Origin of the sequence: Rahnella sp. AA, assembly GCF_002834385.1 — a bacterium.
GTDB lineage: Bacteria > Pseudomonadota > Gammaproteobacteria > Enterobacterales > Enterobacteriaceae > Rahnella.
Map to the genome: position 1 here is coordinate 208,262 of NZ_PITQ01000001.1, position 15,561 is coordinate 223,822.

Consider the following 15,561-nt stretch of genomic DNA (forward strand, 5'->3'; position numbering starts at 1 on the left):
AGTCAGGGTTATTGCGGAACGTCGAGCATGGCAACGGCCGCGACAGTGCGCATGTCTTCGCTTCCTCCACCTAACCGGATACCGCGGACCGGGCACGCATCAAGATAATCTATGCCGATAGCCAGTTTCAAATGCTGATTCGGTTTGCAGGTATTGTTGGTGACATCAAAGCTCTGCCAGCGGTCATCCAGCCAGGCTTCTGCCCAGGCGTGCATGGCAACATGTGTCGAATCTTCTGAATACAGATAGCCACTGACGTAACGTGCCGGGATCCCCAGGCTGCGGCAGCAAGCGAGGAAAACGTGGGTATGATCCTGACACACCCCCTGTTGTGCGGAAAACGCCTGCGATGCGCTGTCTTTTACGCTGGTCGTGCCAGGGCTGTAAGGCATTTTCAGCAGTAATTCGCCCATCAGGTTGCACAGGCTTTCATGCTGATCCTGCGGGCGATAATACCGGTTGGCGAAATCACGGATCGCGCCGTCGGCCTGCGTCAGCGGGCTGGTGCGTAAAAACACCAGCGGCGAAAGGTGCCCGCAATTGTCGTCTTCTCTGTTGTCTTCAATTTCGACCACGCCGTTGGCTTCGATGGTGATCGCCTGATGCGGTTGATCCAGCGTCAGCACGTGTAGCACGTTGCCGTAAGCATCCAGCGTGCGGGTGGCGTATTCCGGCAGCGTCAGGTCCCATGAAAGGATTTTCTGATGGCTGGAATCCTGCGGGGTCAGGCGCAGATATTGCGTGCTGTGTTTAACCTGCTGCGCATAGGTGTAATGCGTCTGATGACTGACATTCAGTTTCATTATTGTGCCTCCAGATAGGTTTGATGAATGCTCTCAGCGATGGCGTTGGTCTGGTCAAGAAACTGCATTAACCAGGGGCTGAGGCCCATTTCGACTATCTCTTCCATTTCGGTGAAGCGCAGCTGAGCATGCAGGGTATGAACGCGGCGACGCGGCAAATTGCCTGCTGACCCGCCGATTTCCTCCAGCTGTTCGGCCATGATTTCTACGCAGGACAACAGGGATCGCGGCAGTTCGCGGCGCAGCACCAGCAGTTCGGCAATGCGTTTCTGGCTGAGCTGCTGTTTATAGAGCGTGTGGAACGCTTCGCGGGCACTGACGGCGCGCAATAGGGTGTCCATCCGGTAGTATTCGCGCACCGGATCTTCATCTGCATTGAGCAACTGATTTTTAGCGTCCAGCAGCCTGGCGGTGCTGTCAGCGCGTTCAAGCATTGTGCCAAGCCGGATGAAATTCAGCGCGTCGCTGCGCAGCAACGTGCCAAACATCGCGCCACGGAACAGATGTGAGCGCTCCTTAACCCAGTCGAAGAATGAATCCGCGCCCGCCGAACCGACGCCCTGACGACGGATCAGTTTCATCTCAATCCAGGTGGCGTTAATGCTTTCCCACACTTCGGAAGACAGACTGCCTCGCACCGCATGAGCATTGTTCCAGGCCATTTGCAGACAGCTGAAAATGCTGCTGTGGTTGAAACTGTCCAGCGCGAAAAAGTTGAGCAGATTGCCCATTGTTTCCTGCGGATAGTGTTCATTGAATAATGTGCGGGTGCCGGTCATGGTGAGCGGAACCAGCAGATCGTTATTTTCATCGCGGGCACTGACGTCACGGATCGACATCATCGACAGCTTGTTGGTTACGTCCAGCAGGCGTGCGATATTTTCGGCACGTTCCAGATAACGTGCCATCCAGTACAGTTCGCTGGCTGTTCTGCTTAGCATGCGCCATCCTCCGTCGAATCTTCTTCCAGTACCCAGGTATCTTTGGTGCCGCCGCCCTGCGATGAGTTCACCACCAGCGAGCCTTCAGCCAGCGCAACGCGGGTTAAGCCGCCCGGCACCAGACGAATTTCAGCGCCGGTCAGCGCAAAAGGCCGTAAATCGATATGCCGCGGAGCCAGACCGTTTTCCACAAACGTCGGGCAGGTGGAAAGTGCCAGTGTTTCCTGCGCGATGTAGTTTTCAGGCCGTGTTTTCAGCAACTGGCGGAAACGCTCGATTTCAGCCTTGCTGGCGGTCGGGCCGATCAGCATGCCGTAGCCGCCTGCACCGTGGACCTCTTTCACCACCATTCTTTCCAGATTCGCCAGCACAAAAGACAGGTCAGATTCTTTGCGGCATTGCCAGGTGGGCACGTTATTGAGGATTGGATCTTCGGCCAGATAGTAGCGGATCATGTCCGGTACATAAGGATAAATGGATTTGTCATCGGCGACGCCGGTGCCAATCGCATTCGCCAGCACCACGCCACCGGCGCGATAAACCGACAGCAGCCCGGGAACGCCGAGCATTGAATCAGCGCGAAACGCCAGAGGATCGAGGAAGGCGTCGTCGATGCGACGGTAGATCACATCAATTTTGCACGGGCCCGCGGTTGTGCGCATAAACACGGCGCCGTCTTTCACGAATAAATCGACGCTTTCCACCAGTTCAACGCCCATTTGCTGCGCGAGGAAGCTGTGTTCGAAATACGCGCTGTTAAAGCGGCCTGGTGTCAGGACGACTACCGTCGGATCATTCACCGTAGTGCTTTCGCGCAAAGTTTGCAGCAGATGGGAAGGGTAGCGGGAAACCGGCGCAATGCGCTGTTCTGCAAACAGTTCCGGGTATAACCGCATCATCATTTTGCGGTTTTCCATCATGTAAGAAACGCCGGACGGCGTGCGCAGATTATCTTCAAGCACGTAATATTCACCGTCGCCGCCCCGCACCATATCGGTTCCGGCAATGTGCGCATAAGTATCACGGTGAAGATCGATGCCCTGCATGCAGGGTTGATACTGATCGTTTGCCAGAACCTGTTCGGCCGGGACGATCCCCGCTTTCAGTATTTTTTGATCATGATAGATATCGTGTAAAAAAGCATTCAGTGCCTGAACGCGCTGACGAATACCGCGATCGAGCATTTGCCATTCGCTGGCGGGAATGATGCGCGGCACGCTGTCGAACGGGATCAGACGTTCCGCACCATCATCTTCGCCATAAACATTAAAGGTAATCCCCACCCGGTGGAACAACAGCGCGGCTTCCTCTTTTTTGCGCTGGACTGCCTGTTGGTCGGCTTGCTGCAACCACTGCCAGTAGGCCTGATAATGGCTGCGGTGTTTCCCTTCAGCCATTAACATCTCATCAAAAAAGGGTGAATCGGAAAGGTCAATCTTGATCATCATCACCTCACAAACTGGACAGGCTGCAATTGAATCGTTCAATAACAATGAAGATCAGGCATAAAGTGTGCCAGCGTGCAAAACCTGCTGAAAATCAGGGGAAAAGAACCCGGACTGCCCCGTTTCGGTGCGGTGACATTTTTGATTGACTAAAAAGAGGGCAAAAATGATCGGGTTACCGTAAGTATGGTCGCTGATGAAGCAACCGCCACCGGCAGCCGGAAAACATAAGAAACGTGAACGGACAGGCGAAAAAAAACCAGCCCGCAGGCTGGTCTGTTCGAAGTACGGCTGACGCGATTAACGACGTACTGCGATGGCTTCGATTTCGATTTTCACGTCTTTTGGCAGACGGGCAACTTCAACGCATGAACGGGCCGGGAAAGGCGCTTTATGTTCGGTGAAGAAAGCTTCGTACGTGGCGTTAACCGTGGCGAAGTCGTTCAGATCTTTCACGAAAACAGTCGTTTTCACGATATCTGAAACTTTCAGGCCAGCGGCTTCAACGATAGCCTGGACGTTTTCCAGAGACTGACGCGCCTGAGCGGCGATATCGTCGGCCACTGCGCCGGTTTTAGGATCTACAGGGATCTGGCCTGAGGTGATGATCATGCTACCCAAATCTACGCCCTGAACATAAGGACCGATTGCGGCGGGTGCGTTTTCAGTGCTGATTTCGCGGGACATACTGTCTCCTGATTATGAGTGATTGGGAACGGAATTCGCGCCAGTATAAAGGGTTAATCGTTGTTCAGCACCACCTGATGCTCAAACTCTTTCTCGCAATATTTGCATTTCAGATGCACGCCGTCTGCACGCTGTTTCACGGCAAAGCTGGAGTCCACCGGTTCAAAACGGCTGATGCAGTTGCCGTTCGGGCAGCGCAGAACGCCGATAATGCGGTCCGGTAAAGTCGGCATCAGCTTCTTCACCACTTCATAGTTATCGATGCGGTTGACCGTCGCACGCGGGGCATACACCGCCAGTTGATTAACCTGCTCGTCGGTCAGGAACGTGTTCTCAATTTTGATGATATCTTTGCGGCCAAGTTCGCCGGAGGGCAAATTCAGGCCGACGGTGACACGCTGCTCTGTTTGGGTAAACTTGAACAGTGACAGCAGCTTAAAGCCGACCTGTGCCGGAATGTGGTCGATGACCGTACCGCATTTGATCGCTTCAACCTGAAGTTTATTGTCGTGAGTCATAATCGTTTTCTCCCCAAGTTTACTGTGCTGTATCTGCGTTCAGAACCAGTGCCAGAAGTGCCTGACGTGCAAAAATCCCGTTACCGGCCTGCTGGAAATACCAGGCATATGGCGTTTTATCGACATCCGGCGTGATTTCGTCGATGCGTGGCAGCGGGTGAAGCACTTTCAGGTGCGGCTGAGCGCCGTTCAGATCCGCCGCGCGCAGGACAAACTGCGCTTTGACGTTGGCATATTCAGACGGGTCCAGACGTTCTTTCTGTACGCGGGTCATGTACAGAATGTCGATTTCCGGCACAACTTCATCGATGCTGCTGTGCAGGCTGTATTCGATGCCTTTCTCTTCCAGCAACGCCAGAATGTAACCCGGCATGGCGAGCGCGTCGGGCGCGATAAAGTAGAAGCGGTTGCCGTTAAATTTCGCCAGCGCCTGCGCCAGAGAATGCACGGTACGGCCATATTTCAGGTCGCCGACCATCGCGATTTTGATGTTATCAAGACGGCCCTGGGTTTCCTGAATGGTGAACAAATCCAGCAAGGTTTGCGTCGGGTGCTGGTTTGCGCCGTCACCGGCGTTAAGAACCGGAATACCGCCGGAGAATTCTGTCGCCAGACGCGCCGCGCCTTCCTGCGGGTGGCGCATCACGATGGCATCCACGTAGGTACTGATCACCGAGATGGTGTCGGCCAGCGTCTCACCTTTCTTGCCCAGCGAAGTATTGCTGCTGTCGGAGAAACCGACCACCGACGCACCCAGACGATGCATTGATGTTTCAAACGACAGACGCGTGCGGGTTGAGGCTTCGAAGAAACAACTGGCGATCACTTTGTGTTTCAATAATTCAGGCTGCGGATTGGCTTTCAGGCTGGCGGCGGTATCGAGTACCAGTTCCAGCTCTTCGCGGCTGAGATCGTTGATAGAAATGATGTCTTTCTGATACAGCGGGTTGGCCATAGTCATTCTCCTGTTTCTTTGCTCTCAAAAGAGAAGCACTCAAATTTTGGACAAAAAAAAGCCCCTGCAATGAGGGGCCTTTCTTTTTGATCGCCTTTCAGCTGATCGACAATGCAACGGAAGAACAACGGCAGCGGGCTGCCTGATGGCACGGCGTTTGGTCGATCGTCTGAGCACAAAACGTGGCGATTGTTCATAGGTTCTCCCGGCAAATTGTGGCGCATTATACGCGCGTCACCGGTGACATCAAGCGGAAAAATAGACTAAGGCAAACGGTTGCTGCTCAGGTTTCCTTTGACCATCAGTACCTGCCTGATTAACTGACAAACCTGCGCGATCTCGCGGGTTTCCCGTGGCGCGACGAAGACGGCGGTGCTGGATGCGATGACGCCGAGTACCTCATGCAATCCCTGATGGTCAATAATTTTCCCCACCGCTCGCCCGTAGCCCGACGACACATGTACGATGACAAACTGCGGGTTGTAATCCACGCTGGTCACCATTTCCGTGACCGGGCGCAGCGCATCGGGAACTGGCTGATATTGCTCATTCAGCGCATACATTTTTTTGCCTTTGGCATTCTGGATCTTGACCACCCCCAGCGTTTTCAGCAGCCGCGATACCGTGGACTGGCTGATATTCCGGTATCCCGCACGCTGAAATTCACGGCGCAGCGCTTCCTGTGAAGCAAAACTTTTGCTGGCGATCAGCCGGTGACACAAGATCAACTGTTTGTGTTCTTTTTCAAGTGCAGACAACGTTCTTTTCATGGTCATATTCCCTGGTGAATAAAGGACGTCAACATGGCAAAAAAATCATCGTCAACAAAGGGTTAAAACAAAGAACCCAGACTCAGCGCTAACATTAGCAATACCAGCAGGATCCCGAGCAAAGGCGCAACCCATTTCAGCCAGCGGACATAGGGCACGCGCGCAATGGCCAGACCGCCCATGACGACCGCTGATGTCGGCGTCACCAGGTTCACAAGACCGGAGGCTGACTGATATGCGGTGACCACCAGTTCGCGGCCGATGTGCGCAAAATTGGCCAGTGGCGCCATGATAGGCATGGTCATCACGGCCAGACCCGATGACGATGGCACCAGAAAAGACAACACCACTTCGAGCAAAAACATGACATTGATGAACACCACACTGGAGAGCCCGGAAACAATGTTTTCGGCGCTGTGCAAAATGGTGTGTGTGATCATGCCGTTATCCATCACGACCACGATACCGCGCGCGATCCCGATGATCAGCGCGACGCCGAGAAGATCACGTGCGCCGTCGATGAAGGTGGTGGTCAGCTCGGTTTCGCTCATCCGGGCAATCAACCCGACAAAGATGGCGGCGGCAAGAAAGACGGCGGAGATTTCGCCCATCCACCAGCCTTTGACGGAGACGCCATAAATCATTACGACAAAGGCCAGCGCGAAGATCGTTAAAACGATTTTCCGTACGCCGGTAAACGGTAGCCGCTCTTCGCGACGATCGCCGAGGAAGTGTTCGCGGTTTGATTCCCATTGATCGGCGACGATTGACAGCGACGGGTCCCGACGAACTTTACGGGCGTAGCGCATCACCCATACAACGCATATCAGCCAGCCGGCCACCAGAATGACTGCGCGCAGGCCGATGCCACTGGTGAAAGGAATGCCGGCGGCATTGGCGGCGATCACGGTAGCAAAGGGATTAATGGTGGAACCGAGGGTTCCGATACCTGCGCCGAGCAAAACTGTCGCGGCGGCTACCAGCGGGTCGAAGCGGGCGGCCATCATGACCGGCACCAGCAGGGTGTAAAATGGCAGAGATTCCTCGGCCATGCCATAAATGGTACCCCCGGCGGCAAACAGCGCCATCAGGATCGGGATCATCCATTCTTCTTTGCCGCGCAGGCGATGTGTCACCCGTTCAATCCCCGCATCAATGGCACCGGTTTTGGTCACCACGCCGAGAAAACCGCCGATAATGAGGATAAACAACGCCACGTCAATTGCGCCCGCCTGCCCGGTAACGTGGTTATAAAGGCCATCAATGGGGGCCAGAAAGATATCGATAATCCCCTGAGGATTACCGGCAACGGCGTGATAAGTGCCGGAAACCGGGACTTCTTTCCCCAGGCCGGCGTTCATCGCCATGTTGTATTCACCGGCGGGGATAATCCAGCTCAGGCCCGCGACGACGGCGATAAGAATAAAAAGAATGGTGTAGGCGGAAGGAAATTTGAATGTACGCATCAACATAATCCTTAAAAAAGGCGTGAAGACCTCAGACGGGCTTCACGCAAAAAATTCAGGCATTGCCCAAGGTGGCCACCATGACCGCTTTTATGGTGTGCATGCGGTTTTCGGCCTCATCGAACACAATGGAATGCGCCGACTCGAAAACGTCATCCGTCACTTCCAACCCTTTCATTCCATAGGCGATTTCCAGCTCTTTTCCGAGGGTGGTTTCTTCGTTGTGAAACGCGGGCAGGCAGTGCATGAATTTCACATCAGGATTGCCGGTGGCTTTGATGACGGCGGCATTGACCTGATACGGCGTCATCAGGCTGATGCGTTCGGCCCAGGCGGATTTGGCTTCACCCATCGAAACCCAGACATCGGTGTAGAGGAAGTCCACCCCGTTCACGCCTTCATCGACGTGCTCGGTCAGCAAAATGCGGGCACCGGTGGTTCCGGAGATTTTCCGACACTCACTGACCAGCGCAGCGTCAGGCCAGAAGGATTTCGGCGCGACCAGGCGGATATCCATACCCATTTTAGCGGCGCCGACCATCAGCGAATTGCCCATGTTGTTTCGTGCATCGCCCAGATAGGCAAAGCTTAATTCGCTGAGTTGTTTTCCCGGCGCGTGTTCGAGCATGGTCATCAGGTCGGCGAGAATCTGTGTGGGATGAAATTCATCCGTCAGCCCGTTCCAGACCGGAACGCCGGAAAACTCGGCCAGCTCCTCAACAATCCTTTGCGCAAAACCCCGGTATTCAATGCCGTCGTACATCCGGCCCAGCACACGGGCGGTGTCTTTCATCGACTCTTTATGACCAATCTGGCTGCCGCTCGGGCCGAGATACGTCACTTTTGCTCCCTGATCGAAAGCCGCCACTTCAAACGCACAGCGGGTTCGTGTGGACGTTTTTTCGAAAATCAGCGCGATATTTTTGCCGAGTAAATGCTGCTGCTCCCGGCCACTCTTTTTGTATGTTTTCAGGGTAAAGGCGAGATTAATCAGTTGCTGGATTTCATCCGGCGTAAAATCCAGAAGCTTGAGAAAATGACGGTTTTTTAAGGTGTTATTCATAGTTTTATTCCTTTAATGATGTTATTACGACGCACGGATGCAGGTGCCTCTCAGGCCCGCAAGAATCGCTTTGCCGTCGGTCAGGGCGCCGATCCCGGCTAACCCGTGGCAGGCATCGACAAACTGGCAGGCCGCGGCGATTTTTGGACCCATAGAGCCCGCATCGAAGGTCATTCCGGCCAGGTCGCGTGTGGTGGTCTGTTGAAGCGGGCGCTGCGTTGGTTTTCCCCAGTCGAGGTACACCGCATCAGCGTCGGTGAGGATCAGAAGCGCATCGGCGTGCAGTTGCCGGGCGAGCAGGGCGGCGGAGAGATCTTTATCGATGACCGCTTCCGCGCCCTCCAGCCCTTCAGCGGTTTTGCAGACCGGAATGCCGCCTCCGCCATTGCAAATAACCAGATGTCCGTCCTGAAGCAGCGTGTTGATCGCGTCGGTTTCGATAATGCTCAGCGGTTGCGGCGAGGCCACGACGCGGCGGAAATGCTGCCCGTCCGCTTTCATCGTCCAGCCCTTTTCTGCGGCCAGCGCAGCAGACTGTTCGCGGGTATAAACCGGCCCGATGTATTTGGTCGGATGATTGAAAGCCGGATCCAGCGGGCTGATTTCCACCTGTGTGAGCAGCGTGCAAACGCGGATTTCCGGCAGGCAATTTTTCAATTCCTGTTGCAGGAGATAGCCGATCATTCCCTGCGTCTGGGCGACCAAAATATCCAGCGGATAAGGCGAAACGGCGGTATAAGCACTGTTTTGCAGCGCCAGTAATCCGACCTGCGGTCCGTTGCCGTGAACCAGCACAACACGCCATTGCTGACACAATGCGCTGAGTGTTTCCGCCGCCAGCTGAATATTTTTCCGCTGAATGCTGGCTTCCAAAGGTTCGCCGCGACGCAGCAATGCATTGCCGCCCAGTGCGACGACCAGTGTGGGTTTTGTCATGGTATTTTCCCTGGTGTGGTTTTTCAGATGTCGTCGCGTTCCAGCGGGCAACTCATGCAACGAGCGCCGCCACGGCCACGCCCGAGTTCATCTCCCGGAATAGGCAGTACGGTGATCCCGGCCTTATCGTATTTTTCGTTGGTCCACGTATTGCGCTCATAGCCAATCACGACGCCGGGACGTACGGTCAGTACGTTGTTGGCGTCATTCCACTGTTCGCGTTCGGCTTCAAAACTGTCGCCACCGGTGGTGATCAGTTTCACTTCATCCAGCCCAAGCGCTTTTTCGATGGCTTTCAGGAAATGCGGTTCTTCCTGACGACGCAGGCCGCCGCGGCCGTCATCGGTCAGCGTCCAGCACTGGGTAGTGTCACGTACGACTTCGGGATAAACCGAGAAAGTGTCGATATCGATGTGGGTCATGACGGTGTCGAGATGCATACAGGCGCGGTGTTTTGGTAATTCCAGCGCGATAACTTTGGTCGCCTGCTGATGTTTAAACAGAGAACGGGCGAGGAACTCAACGCCCTGCGGTGTGGTTCTTTCTGACATCCCGATTAATACTGCGCCGCGGCCAATGACCAGGACGTCGCCGCCTTCCAGCGTGGCGTGGTCGTAATTGAAATCACCGTCACCAAAATAAGTAATAAATTCGTTATCGCTGAATAATGGATGCCAGCGATATATGGCACGCAGATTATTAGTTTCGCGTTTTCTTGCTGCTTTGGCCATCGGGTTTACGGAAACCCCGTTATATATCCAGCAAGATGCATCGCGGGTAAATAAATGATTCGGCAGCGGCTTAATAATAAAGTCATTCTCCATATGGGTATCAACGACCATATTGTGGATAGTCGAAGGAATTTCGTTATAAGTTAATCCGCCGCTCATGAGTCGCGCCGTTTGCCGGTGAGGAAGATCGGCCAGCCAGCCACGGATCTCTTCGGCAAACTGCGGCCCCAGACGGTAGTCGGAGATCTGCATATTCAGCAGCCAGTCTTTGGCCTCGCGATTATCCAGCGTTTCGGTCAGTAAATCGGTCAGAAGCAGAACTTCAACCCCTTGCTGGCGCAGTGTCTGGCTGAAAATATCATGTTCTTTACCGGCTCTCTCAACGGAAAGTACGTCATCAAATAACAGTTCCTGGCAATTCGAAGGGGTTAAGCGTTGCAAGCTTAAATTAGGCCGGTGCAGCATGACGCTATGCAGTTGACCTATTTCAGAACCGACATAATGCCTTTTCATATTTATTCCTTTCTTATGAAAAAAGTAATCTGGTTAATATTTCAGGCAAAACGATACCTTGATGAATAAATGAATTTATTCAACTGTTCTTCATCTCGTCTGGAACGAAGTGAATAATATTCCGCTGAAGCATTTAAGATGTGATTTTGGTCTCATCAGAATGAATGAATACAATTGAGTGATAATTAATTGATGATGCGCATTGTTTATTTTATTAATCACTTATCCGTTGTGAATAAATAACGTATGAAGGGAGTAATTATTTTGCCTGTAAGCAAAATGACTGGTTGGGATATAATTTATGCAATCGTAATGTATTGAAATAAAGGAGTTTAAATTATCATCCGCATAGGGATTAAATTTGTTTGAATAAAAATCCTAAAAATGGGAAATAATCTAAATAATTATTGTGATTTTAAGCGGTTTTTTATATTTGTCGTTTTGTGACCGGCAGAGGAGTTTTTGAAAATATCTTTTTAGACCAGTCACCTGGTCGCGGGTATTTGTGGCTGACGATGCAATCTATGCGCTACGGATGCATAACCATCCTTCTAAGGCTCGCATAAAACCGGAAAAATTTATTTGTGCGAAAAAGGGAAATCTTGATCTGAAAGGTAGCCACCCGCATACGAAGAGGATTATTATTTATGAAACAACGTTTCACTAATGAATCACTCTCACGAGGTTATGATGATCACCGGAAACATCCACCAGCTGCATTTAGTGCCGTATTTGCCTGCCGAACTGCGCGAAGCGATTGAATACGTCAAACGACATATCACGCCAGAAACCCCGTTGGGTAAGCACGATATCCGCGGCAATGAAGTCTTTGTGCTGATTTCCAACGATTCGACCGCGCCGCAGGCTGAACGACGTGCTGAATTTCACGCGCGTAATCTGGATATTCAGATCGTCCTGAACGGCACTGAAGGCATGACATTCAGCAATTTACCGGCCGGTTATATTGATACCGACTGGCTGGAAGATAAAGACATCGCTTTTCTGGCTGCCGGTGAGCAGGAAAAAACGATGATCATGCAGGCGGGCGATTTCGTCGTGTTTTATCCGGGTGAAGTGCATAAACCACTGTGCGCCGTCGGTGAACCCGCCAACGTGCGCAAAGCCGTTGTGAAAATGGATGTCGGCGCTTTAAACGCTTAACGCTTCATTAGTGCTTAGTGCGTTTAAATAATTTCATCCGCCAGCGACGTAGCCTGCCGAGACGTTCTGGTGCTTTGAGTTTATGTTTGATCCACACGACCTGCCACGGCTGGAGTCGCATCTGGCCGTTAAACACTTCTCCGCCAATCAGATCTTTGCCTTCCACCGCCAGCTTCAGCACTTGTGAATGATCGCTGATGTTAAACACGCAGGTGATCCGATCTTCGCTTTTCGGATCATAACGTTCCATGGCGAATAACGATTTGCCCAGATCAAACACGCGCTGGCCTGCCTGCGGTGAAAACGCCGGATGCGCGCGGCGGTGTTTAATCAGTTCCTGTAAGCCGTAAAATACGCGGGAGCGCAGGCTGTCTTTCTTTTCAAGTTCCGCCTCCAGCGTGCCCAGTTCCAGCTTTTTACGGTTGATACGGCGGTTGATCCCCGACTGATGCATCCCGTCGAGATCGTTCTCGCTGCCGAGCAGGCTGTGGATATAAATCGCCGGGACGCCGATAAACGACAGCAACAGTGCCTGCGCCGCCAGGAATTTACGGGCTTTCAGTTCAACATCATCTTCCGGCTCGGTCAGCGCGCTCAGGTAATTAATATTCAGCTCATACGGCGAATGTGTGCCGTCACCGTTGTCTTTATAGGAGACGCGACCTTCTTTGCGCAGCGTTTCCTGTGCCATGTATTTGCGTTCATCGTCGGTGAGGAAAGTTTCCGTCGGGCGCAGACCAATGCCGTCGTGACTCGCCAGAAAGTTGAAATACGTGGTGTCCGGGTAACGCGCTTCCGCATTCAGGCTTTGTGCCCATTTAGTCAGCGTCGTGGTGTCCTGACGTAAAAATGCGTGAAGCGTCAGCGGTGGCAGCGGGAACTGATACACCATGTGTGCTTCATCGCCTTCACCGAAGTAGCTGATGTTTTCGTGATGCGGCACGTTGGTTTCGGTGATGAGCCGTGTACCGGGGATCACTTCGTCGAGGATCGTACGCCAGACTTTAATGATGTTGTGCGCCTGCGGCATGTGAATGCAGCGCGTGCCCACTTCCTTCCAGATATACCCGATAGCGTCGAGGCGTATTGACTGCCCGCCGCTGGCCGCGTACTGCAACAGCACGTCAATGCTTTCGAGCAGCACCTGCGGGTTTTTGAAATTGATATCCACCTGATCTTCGCTAAACGTTGTCCACAGATACAGCTCGGTGCCGTCCGCTTTGATAAAAGGCGTCAATAATGGCAAAGCGCGCGGACGCACCACGCGGCTGTAATCCAGCTCCGGATTCGAGGCAATAAAGTAATCTTTGTAATACGGATCGTCGTGCAGATAGCCTTTCATCCACTCGCTTGAGCGGGAAATGTGGTTGATCACGCAGTCAAACATCAGATTGAAGTTGGCTGAAAGGTGATGAATATCAGACCAGCCGCCGAGATGTTCATCGACCCGGCGGTAGTCGATCACGCTGAAACCGTCGTCCGAGCTGTAGGGATACATCGGTAATATATGGATATCGCTGATAATTTCGCGCAGATAGGTGTTGGCGAAATGGTTGAGCGTCGCCAGCGGGGGGTGTTCGCCGTGACGAATATTATCGCCATAGGTAATCAGATAAATATTGGTGCCATCCACCCAGCCGGTGGTGCGGTGTTTGCCGTAGTTCCATTTGTCAGCGAGGTGCAGGATTTTTTTCAGCAGGTCGGCGATGTGTTCCCTGGGGTAGAGCCTGCTCAACAGGCTTTCCAGCCGCAAGACATACTCAAGATTCACTGAGCTCATAGGGATTCCTTCTTACTGCGTTTTTGTTCTTCTGATGAAAGCGCTCTAAAAAGGTTAGTTGAAAATGACGGGGCCTGACGGCCGAAGGGTGAGATAGCAGAGGATTTTGGGAAAATTAAACGGCATCACTTTGCCTTGTCGCAAAATAATGCCGGATAAAATCAGACGCTGCCGAGGGTGGCGACCATCACGGCTTTGATGGTGTGCAGACGGTTTTCTGCCTGATCGAAGACCACGCTGTGGCTTGATTCGAACACTTCGTCGGTGACTTCCATACCGCCGTGCAGGCCGTATTCTTCCGCCATTTGTTTACCGAGCGTGGTCTGGTCATCGTGAAACGCGGGCAGACAGTGCAGGAATTTCACCTTTGGATTGCCGGTCAGCGCCAGCATGGCGCTGTTAACCTGATAAGGGCGCAGCAGGTTAATGCGTTCTTTCCAGGCCTCTTTCGGTTCGCCCATCGATACCCAAACGTCGGTATACAGGAAATCCGCGTCTTTCACGCCAGCCGCAATATCTTCGGTCAGCGTGATGTTGCCACCATTTTCTTTTGCCAGATGTTGGCAGGTCGCGACCAGCTCAGCATCCGGCCAGCAGGCGGAAGGCGCGACAAGACGTAAATCCAGCCCGCATAGCGCGGCGGCTTCCAGCAGCGAGTTCCCCATATTGTTGCGGGTATCGCCCAGGTAGGCGAGGCGCATGCCTTTCAGTGGTTTGCCGGGCAAGTGCTCCTGCATGGTCAGCAGGTCGGCCAGCAACTGCGTCGGGTGGAATTCGTCGGTTAATCCGTTCCACACCGGTACGCCAGCATATTGTGCGAGAGTTTCCACTTTTGCCTGGCCGTAACCGCGATACTGAATACCGTCATACATCCGTCCGAGCACGCGGGCAGTATCTTTCATCGACTCTTTATGGCCAATCTGGCTGCCGCTTGGGCCGAGATAGGTGACTTTCGCCCCCTGATCGTATGCGGCAACTTCGAAAGAGCATCGGGTGCGGGTTGAGTCTTTTTCGAAGATGAGCGCGATGTTTTTGCCTTGCAGGCGGGCTTTCTCGGTGCCGTTTTTCTTAGCGGCTTTTAATTCTGCGGAAAGCTTCAGCAGTGACGAAATCTCTGACGGGGTAAAATCCAGTAACCTGAGAAAATGACGTTTACTCAACAAACTCATGATGTCGCTCCATAGCGCGTTAGCATTTCGGATTGAATTTAAATTCAATTTAAATGTATGAATATGCAATTGCAACCCCGCAGCAAAAACTTTGTCGTTTATAGTGGAGACGCGCCCTGCGGTGTGTGAAAATAGCGGTCAAACGTCACATTGATTGAGGACAGAGATATGGCAAACCGTGAATTGCTGGAAGAACAACGTGAAGAGACTCGCTTAATCATCGAAGAGCTGCTGGATGATGGCAGTGATCCTGACGCGCTTTACACCATCGAACACCATTTATCTTCAGAGAAGTTTGAAGTTCTGGAGAAAGCGGCAGTCGAAGCTTTCAAGCTGGGTTATGAAGTCACTGACGCTGAAGAACTGGAAGTTGAAGATGGTTCTGTTGTGATGTGCTGTGACGTGATCAGCGAAATTGCGCTGAAAGCGGAACTTATCGATGCCCAGGTTGAGCAACTGATGAATCTGGCCGAAGCCAACGGCGTCAACTACGACGGCTGGGGCACTTACTTCGAAGGCGATGACGACGAAGAAGGTGAGGAAGGCGAAGACGAAGATTTCGTCGATGAAGATGATGACGGGAAACGTCATTAATTCTTTCAGATACAGACCAAAAGGCTGCT

General features: G+C 52.7%; 16 protein-coding genes. 2 read left to right on the plus strand and 14 right to left on the minus strand.

Annotation, left to right across the window (positions count from 1 at the left end):
• Positions 1-8 precede the first annotated feature (8 nt).
• The 12 genes from CWS43_RS00980 to arcA all read right to left on the minus strand — a co-directional run bounded on the left by CWS43_RS00980 (position 9) and on the right by arcA (position 10,828).
• Positions 9-803 carry a transglutaminase family protein gene (locus tag CWS43_RS00980; RefSeq protein WP_101075006.1) on the minus strand — a complete coding sequence of 265 codons (795 nt, stop codon included), beginning with the start codon at positions 801-803 and terminating at the stop codon, positions 9-11.
• Positions 803-1,744, minus strand: a complete 942-nt coding sequence (locus tag CWS43_RS00985; RefSeq protein WP_101075007.1) for an alpha-E domain-containing protein — start codon at positions 1,742-1,744, stop codon at positions 803-805. The genes CWS43_RS00980 and CWS43_RS00985 overlap by 1 nt, the downstream gene beginning before the upstream one ends.
• Positions 1,738-3,189, minus strand: a complete 1,452-nt coding sequence (locus tag CWS43_RS00990) for a circularly permuted type 2 ATP-grasp protein (RefSeq protein ID WP_101075008.1) — start codon at positions 3,187-3,189, stop codon at positions 1,738-1,740. Before CWS43_RS00990 ends, CWS43_RS00985 begins: the two co-directional genes overlap by 7 nt.
• Before the next feature lie 300 nt (positions 3,190-3,489).
• Complete coding sequence (ridA, locus tag CWS43_RS00995; RefSeq protein WP_101075009.1) at positions 3,490-3,876, minus strand: 2-iminobutanoate/2-iminopropanoate deaminase; 387 nt, start codon at positions 3,874-3,876, stop codon at positions 3,490-3,492.
• 53 nt (positions 3,877-3,929) lie between these two features.
• On the minus strand, positions 3,930-4,394 hold the full coding sequence (gene pyrI / locus CWS43_RS01000; protein WP_101075010.1) for an aspartate carbamoyltransferase regulatory subunit: 465 nt from the start codon (positions 4,392-4,394) through the stop codon (positions 3,930-3,932).
• Between the two features lie 19 nt (positions 4,395-4,413).
• Positions 4,414-5,349, minus strand: a complete 936-nt coding sequence (pyrB, locus tag CWS43_RS01005) for an aspartate carbamoyltransferase (RefSeq protein WP_101075011.1) — start codon at positions 5,347-5,349, stop codon at positions 4,414-4,416.
• 2 nt (positions 5,350-5,351) lie between these two features.
• Positions 5,352-5,546 carry a hypothetical protein gene (locus CWS43_RS01010; protein WP_101075012.1) on the minus strand — a complete coding sequence of 65 codons (195 nt, stop codon included), beginning with the start codon at positions 5,544-5,546 and terminating at the stop codon, positions 5,352-5,354.
• A 66-nt stretch (positions 5,547-5,612) separates the two neighbouring features.
• Entirely contained in the window at positions 5,613-6,119 is a 507-nt protein-coding gene (locus tag CWS43_RS01015; RefSeq protein WP_101075013.1) for an arginine repressor, read from the minus strand.
• A gap of 62 nt (positions 6,120-6,181) precedes the next feature.
• Positions 6,182-7,585 carry a YfcC family protein gene (locus tag CWS43_RS01020; RefSeq protein WP_101075014.1) on the minus strand — a complete coding sequence of 468 codons (1,404 nt, stop codon included), beginning with the start codon at positions 7,583-7,585 and terminating at the stop codon, positions 6,182-6,184.
• Positions 7,586-7,640: 55 nt separating this feature from the next.
• Positions 7,641-8,648 (minus strand): ornithine carbamoyltransferase, encoded by a 1,008-nt coding sequence (gene argF / locus CWS43_RS01025; protein WP_101075015.1) that lies wholly within the window; start codon positions 8,646-8,648, stop codon positions 7,641-7,643.
• 24 nt (positions 8,649-8,672) lie between these two features.
• Positions 8,673-9,584, minus strand: a complete 912-nt coding sequence (arcC, locus tag CWS43_RS01030; RefSeq protein WP_101075016.1) for a carbamate kinase — start codon at positions 9,582-9,584, stop codon at positions 8,673-8,675.
• A 23-nt stretch (positions 9,585-9,607) separates the two neighbouring features.
• Positions 9,608-10,828 (minus strand): arginine deiminase, encoded by a 1,221-nt coding sequence (gene arcA / locus CWS43_RS01035; RefSeq protein ID WP_101075017.1) that lies wholly within the window; start codon positions 10,826-10,828, stop codon positions 9,608-9,610.
• A gap of 690 nt (positions 10,829-11,518) precedes the next feature.
• Between arcA and CWS43_RS01040 the strand changes: the two genes are divergently transcribed.
• Positions 11,519-11,989, plus strand: a complete 471-nt coding sequence (locus tag CWS43_RS01040) for a YhcH/YjgK/YiaL family protein (RefSeq protein WP_101075762.1) — start codon at positions 11,519-11,521, stop codon at positions 11,987-11,989.
• A gap of 7 nt (positions 11,990-11,996) precedes the next feature.
• Here CWS43_RS01040 and CWS43_RS01045 read toward each other — a convergent pair whose 3' ends face one another.
• Together CWS43_RS01045 and argF (CWS43_RS01050) are read right to left on the minus strand one after the other, a co-directional pair.
• Positions 11,997-13,769, minus strand: a complete 1,773-nt coding sequence (locus CWS43_RS01045; RefSeq protein ID WP_101075018.1) for an alpha-amylase family glycosyl hydrolase — start codon at positions 13,767-13,769, stop codon at positions 11,997-11,999.
• Positions 13,770-13,930: 161 nt separating this feature from the next.
• A complete protein-coding gene (gene argF, locus CWS43_RS01050) occupies positions 13,931-14,938 on the minus strand; it encodes an ornithine carbamoyltransferase (RefSeq protein WP_101075019.1) in 1,008 nt (335 codons plus the stop codon).
• 168 nt (positions 14,939-15,106) lie between these two features.
• Here argF (CWS43_RS01050) and rraB point away from each other — a divergent pair, with 168 nt between their 5' ends.
• On the plus strand, positions 15,107-15,532 hold the full coding sequence (gene rraB, locus CWS43_RS01055; RefSeq protein ID WP_101075020.1) for a ribonuclease E inhibitor RraB: 426 nt from the start codon (positions 15,107-15,109) through the stop codon (positions 15,530-15,532).
• The last annotated feature ends 29 nt before the right edge of the window (positions 15,533-15,561 follow it).

What these genes read in the sequence shown, in the direction of transcription:
- CWS43_RS00980 (WP_101075006.1), bottom strand. Translation starts at nt 803, where the DNA reads ATGAAACTGAATGTCAGTCATCAGACGCATTACACCTATGCGCAGCAG.
- CWS43_RS00985 (WP_101075007.1), bottom strand. Translation starts at nt 1,744, where the DNA reads ATGCTAAGCAGAACAGCCAGCGAACTGTACTGGATGGCACGTTATCTG.
- CWS43_RS00990 (WP_101075008.1), bottom strand. Translation starts at nt 3,189, where the DNA reads ATGATCAAGATTGACCTTTCCGATTCACCCTTTTTTGATGAGATGTTA.
- ridA (WP_101075009.1), bottom strand. Translation starts at nt 3,876, where the DNA reads ATGTCCCGCGAAATCAGCACTGAAAACGCACCCGCCGCAATCGGTCCT.
- pyrI (WP_101075010.1), bottom strand. Translation starts at nt 4,394, where the DNA reads ATGACTCACGACAATAAACTTCAGGTTGAAGCGATCAAATGCGGTACG.
- pyrB (WP_101075011.1), bottom strand. Translation starts at nt 5,349, where the DNA reads ATGGCCAACCCGCTGTATCAGAAAGACATCATTTCTATCAACGATCTC.
- CWS43_RS01010 (WP_101075012.1), bottom strand. Translation starts at nt 5,546, where the DNA reads ATGAACAATCGCCACGTTTTGTGCTCAGACGATCGACCAAACGCCGTG.
- CWS43_RS01015 (WP_101075013.1), bottom strand. Translation starts at nt 6,119, where the DNA reads ATGAAAAGAACGTTGTCTGCACTTGAAAAAGAACACAAACAGTTGATC.
- CWS43_RS01020 (WP_101075014.1), bottom strand. Translation starts at nt 7,585, where the DNA reads ATGCGTACATTCAAATTTCCTTCCGCCTACACCATTCTTTTTATTCTT.
- argF (WP_101075015.1), bottom strand. Translation starts at nt 8,648, where the DNA reads ATGAATAACACCTTAAAAAACCGTCATTTTCTCAAGCTTCTGGATTTT.
- arcC (WP_101075016.1), bottom strand. Translation starts at nt 9,584, where the DNA reads ATGACAAAACCCACACTGGTCGTCGCACTGGGCGGCAATGCATTGCTG.
- arcA (WP_101075017.1), bottom strand. Translation starts at nt 10,828, where the DNA reads ATGAAAAGGCATTATGTCGGTTCTGAAATAGGTCAACTGCATAGCGTC.
- CWS43_RS01040 (WP_101075762.1), top strand. Translation starts at nt 11,519, where the DNA reads ATGATCACCGGAAACATCCACCAGCTGCATTTAGTGCCGTATTTGCCT.
- CWS43_RS01045 (WP_101075018.1), bottom strand. Translation starts at nt 13,769, where the DNA reads ATGAGCTCAGTGAATCTTGAGTATGTCTTGCGGCTGGAAAGCCTGTTG.
- argF (WP_101075019.1), bottom strand. Translation starts at nt 14,938, where the DNA reads ATGAGTTTGTTGAGTAAACGTCATTTTCTCAGGTTACTGGATTTTACC.
- rraB (WP_101075020.1), top strand. Translation starts at nt 15,107, where the DNA reads ATGGCAAACCGTGAATTGCTGGAAGAACAACGTGAAGAGACTCGCTTA.